This is a genomic window from Pelovirga sp. (assembly GCF_059864205.1).
Genome location: NZ_JCBCBS010000020.1, coordinates 1 through 3,759, shown reverse-complemented (window position 1 = coordinate 3,759; position 3,759 = coordinate 1). Strand labels below are relative to the sequence as shown.

Genomic DNA, 3,759 nt, shown 5'->3' with positions numbered 1-3,759 from the left:
GCATCGATCGTGAGCGCTTAAAAAACCTCACCGGCGTACTCGACATCTATAAAATACCGGATGAAGATTAGGGAGTAGGGAGTGGGGAGTAGGAAGTAGGTTTTCCCATTCCCCATTCCCCACTCCCCACTCCCTAATCTTCATCCGGTATTTTATAGATGTCGAGTACGCCGGTGAGGTTTTTTAAGCGCTCACGATCGATGCGGCGGGTGTCGCCGACGACGCCGAGGATAATGCGGTCGACGCCTGTTGATTGATGAAAGTCACAATCCTGCTCCACCAGAAATTCTTTCACCTGCTCGACTTCCTCTTCTGTTGCATGTTTCTTCATGATAACCAGCATGGTTATTTGCTCCCTCTGGCGTGGGTTCGTTCCAGGCTGCGGCTTTCATCGATGACCCGTTCAAACAGCCTGACAATGGCCGCGTTATCGAGGGGGCCGGGGTTGTTTTTGTGCATCCGTTCAAAGATCAGCTTTTCCCGTTTAGGATCATAGATGGCGAGATGGAGTTTTTTTTTGGCCTCGCCGATCTGTACGGCCAGAGCGGCGCGCTCGTTAAAAATACGCAGTAACTGGTCATCCAGCTGATTGATCTGCTCTCGTAGTTTATCGATATCCAAAATTCAATCCTTTATTTGTTGTCGGGGGCTAGCTGGCGTCTTGACTTTCTCATGGTCGAATTCAACCCGCTGATGATGGTGTCGTGGAGAAAGTTTTCATCATTTTTTTCCGGGTAATCGATGGTGTAATGCAAACCGCGACTTTCTTTGCGCAACAGAGCACTCTGAACGATCAGTCGGGCCACGGTGGTGATGTTGCGCAGCTCAATAAGGTCAGATGTCAGTAGAAAGTTCCAGTAGTATTCGTTGATTTCACGCTGGATCAATTTAATGCGATTCATGGCGCGTTGCAGGCGCTTGTCGGAACGCACAATGCCGACGTAGTTCCACATGCAGCGGCGGATTTCATCCCAGTTGTGGGCAACGATAACCTCTTCGTCGCTGTCGGTGGCATCACCCGAATCCCAGGCGGGAATGACTGCCGGCGGTGTTGGCGTTTGTTCAAGGCGCGACAGGCATATGGCGGCCGCCCGACCGGCAAATACAACCCCTTCCAGCAGACTGTTGCTGGCCAGGCGGTTGGCGCCGTGCAGGCCGGTACAGGCCACTTCACCGATGGCAAACAAGTTGGTGATATTGGTCTCACCGTGGGCGTCTGACTGCAGGCCGCCACACAGGTAGTGAGCAGCGGGAACCACCGGAATCGGTTCGACCTTCATGTCGATACCGTAGCCCAGGCAGGTTTCATGGATCATCGGAAAATGGTCGATAATATATTCGGTGCTTTTGTGGGTAATGTCGAGGAAGACACAATCATCACCATGTTTTTTCATTTCGTTGTCGATGGCGCGGGCAACGATGTCGCGTGGCGCCAGGTCTTTTAGTGGATGGTAGTCTGCCATAAAGGCATAGCCGTCAGCGCGGCGCAGAATCGCCCCCTCACCACGAACCGCTTCAGAAATCAGAAAGGATTTTGCATGAGGGTGATACAGGGTCGTCGGATGAAACTGCATGAATTCCATATTGGCAACGTGGGCTCCGGCGCGCCAGCCGATGGCGACGCCGTCACCGGTGGCGATATCCGGGTTGCAGGTGTAGAGGTAGACCTTGCCGGCACCGCCGGTGGCAAGAGCGGTAAAGCGCGCTTCAAAGGTGATTACCGTGTTTGAATTCTTGTCCAGCACGTAGGCACCGAGGCAATGATTTTTAGTGGAGCAGGCCAGACCGATTTTGGCCGAGGTGATCAGGTCAACAGCTATGTGATGTTGGTAGAGGATGATATTGGGATGCTGCATGACCGCCTCAACCAGGGCCCGTTCGATTTCCCTTCCGGTGGAATCCTTGGCATGGAGGATGCGGCGGAAGCTGTGGCCACCTTCACGGGTCAGGTCGTATTGCTGGTTGTCGTTGCGGCTGAAGTTGACGCCCCAGTCGATCAGATCATGAATGGCTTGTGGGCCGGAGTTGATCACCAGATCGACAATATCCGGATGGGACAGGTAGGAACCGGCAACGATAGTATCGCGGGCATGGTCGGCAAAGCTGTCTTCAGTTGAAAAAACCGAAGCGATCCCTCCCTGTGCCAACTGGGTAGCGGTTACATCGATATCGCGCTTGGTTACCAGCGCAACCGTGCCCTGGTCAGCGACCTTGAGGGCGTAGGTGAGACCGGCTATGCCGGTGCCGATAACCAGAAAGTCGCTGACAATTTTCATGCGGGTAAGCTCCTTGAGCCGTCTATCTAGAGGAAATGCCCGGCGTCATTATCCGGGTGCTGTTTGTCTTTGTCAACAACAAGCCTGGCCGACGGGATGCGATAAATGCAGCTTGACAGAATGTCGGGCAAAAGTTATAAAAATCTCATGATACTGAAGGCCACCCCCATATTGTTGCTGTTGTTCATCTTTTCCCCCGCCTCCGCTGATGCGGCGATTTACCGCTATGTCGATGCGCAGGGTGGGGTCCATTACACCAATGTTCCCAGTAATGGTCAATACCGCCTCTATCGCCCGGAAGGAGAAACCTTCCGCCTCGAAACCCTCATTGGCCACTACGCACAACGTTTTCAGCTTGAACCATCCCTGTTGATGGCGGTTATCAAGGTTGAAAGTAATTTTGATCCACGGGTGGTGTCACGTAAAGGGGCGCAGGGGTTGATGCAGTTGATGCCGGAGACAGCACGTGAAGTCGGTGTTCGTAATCCATTCGATCCTGCTGAGTCGATTTTTGGTGGTGCCATGTATCTGCGCAAAATGCTGGATACCTTTGATCATCTCGATCTTGCCCTGGCCGCCTATAATGCCGGTCCGGGGGCCGTGCGCAGATTTGGCGGAATTCCCCCCTATGAAGAAACGGTCAATTATGTTAAACGAGTCAGGTACTATATGGGTCATTATCAACTGAACGGAAACCAACGGTGACTAAATCCTATCAGCAACTGTTGAACCTTCCCAATATACTCACCCTGTCGCGGATCGTTGCCGTTCCGGTGGTGGTGGTTCTGTTGATGTTTGAATCGAAGCAGGCCTGTTTCTGGGCTGCCATGGTTTTTCTTGTGGCATCCATGACCGACTGGCTTGATGGCTATCTGGCACGCAAATGGGAAGTGGTAACGGTGCTGGGGAAGTTTCTCGATCCCCTGGCCGACAAGCTGATCGTCATGGCGGCCCTGATCATGCTGATCCCCCTCGATCGGGTGCCGGCCTGGGCGGTTTTTATCATTCTTGCCCGCGATATTATCGTTTCCGGTATCCGCTCCATCGCCTCGTCAGAGGGTATCGTTATCGATGCCAGCCCTTTGGGGAAGTACAAGACCATTTTCCAGATGATCGCTCTGGTTATTTTGTTGCTTCATTATCAATATTATTGGTTTTTTGGTATCCAATTCGATTTTCTCTATGCCTCGATGCATAACGTCGGTATCATTATCTTCTATATTTCTCTGGTGCTGACGATCTGGTCGGGTGTTGATTATTTTGCAAAGTTTTTCAAGATTTTTGCAAGATAGCTAACCTCCAGATATTTAAGGTATAATTTCAAAAATAAAAAAACCGGTTTTTTTATTGACAGTCCTTAAAGCGTTTTGCTATACATACATCCGCTTCGGCGAAAGACACCACTAACGCGGGAATAACTCAGTGGTAGAGTGCAACCTTGCCAAGGTTGAAGTCGCGGGTTCAAATCCCGTTTCCCGCTCCA

General features: G+C 51.7%; 5 protein-coding genes and 1 tRNA gene. 3 read left to right on the top strand and 3 right to left on the bottom strand.

Going from position 1 to position 3,759, the window contains the following annotated elements; translation table 11 throughout:
* Nucleotides 1-133: 133 nt before the first annotated feature.
* Genes AC6F7T_RS01235 through nadB form a run of 3 tightly spaced genes read right to left on the bottom strand, consistent with a single transcriptional unit; the run spans nucleotide 134 to nucleotide 2,276 of the window.
* Complete coding sequence (locus tag AC6F7T_RS01235) at nucleotides 134-343, bottom strand: hypothetical protein (RefSeq protein ID WP_500716138.1); 210 nt, start codon at nucleotides 341-343, stop codon at nucleotides 134-136.
* A gap of 2 nt (nucleotides 344-345) precedes the next feature.
* The gene (locus AC6F7T_RS01230) at nucleotides 346-621 is read right to left on the bottom strand and encodes a chorismate mutase (RefSeq protein WP_500716137.1); all 276 of its coding nucleotides are present in this window, start codon (nucleotides 619-621) and stop codon (nucleotides 346-348) included.
* Nucleotides 622-632: 11 nt separating this feature from the next.
* Entirely contained in the window at nucleotides 633-2,276 is a 1,644-nt protein-coding gene (nadB, locus tag AC6F7T_RS01225; protein ID WP_500716135.1) for an L-aspartate oxidase, read from the bottom strand.
* A 105-nt stretch (nucleotides 2,277-2,381) separates the two neighbouring features.
* Here nadB and AC6F7T_RS01220 point away from each other — a divergent pair, with 105 nt between their 5' ends.
* The 3 genes from AC6F7T_RS01220 (at nucleotide 2,382) to AC6F7T_RS01210 (ending at nucleotide 3,759) form a co-directional block, all read left to right on the top strand.
* On the top strand, nucleotides 2,382-2,981 hold the full coding sequence (locus AC6F7T_RS01220) for a transglycosylase SLT domain-containing protein (RefSeq protein WP_500716134.1): 600 nt from the start codon (nucleotides 2,382-2,384) through the stop codon (nucleotides 2,979-2,981).
* Entirely contained in the window at nucleotides 2,978-3,568 is a 591-nt protein-coding gene (pgsA, locus tag AC6F7T_RS01215) for a CDP-diacylglycerol--glycerol-3-phosphate 3-phosphatidyltransferase (RefSeq protein WP_500716133.1), read from the top strand. The genes AC6F7T_RS01220 and pgsA overlap by 4 nt, the downstream gene beginning before the upstream one ends.
* Before the next feature lie 116 nt (nucleotides 3,569-3,684).
* Nucleotides 3,685-3,759, top strand: a tRNA-Gly gene (locus tag AC6F7T_RS01210).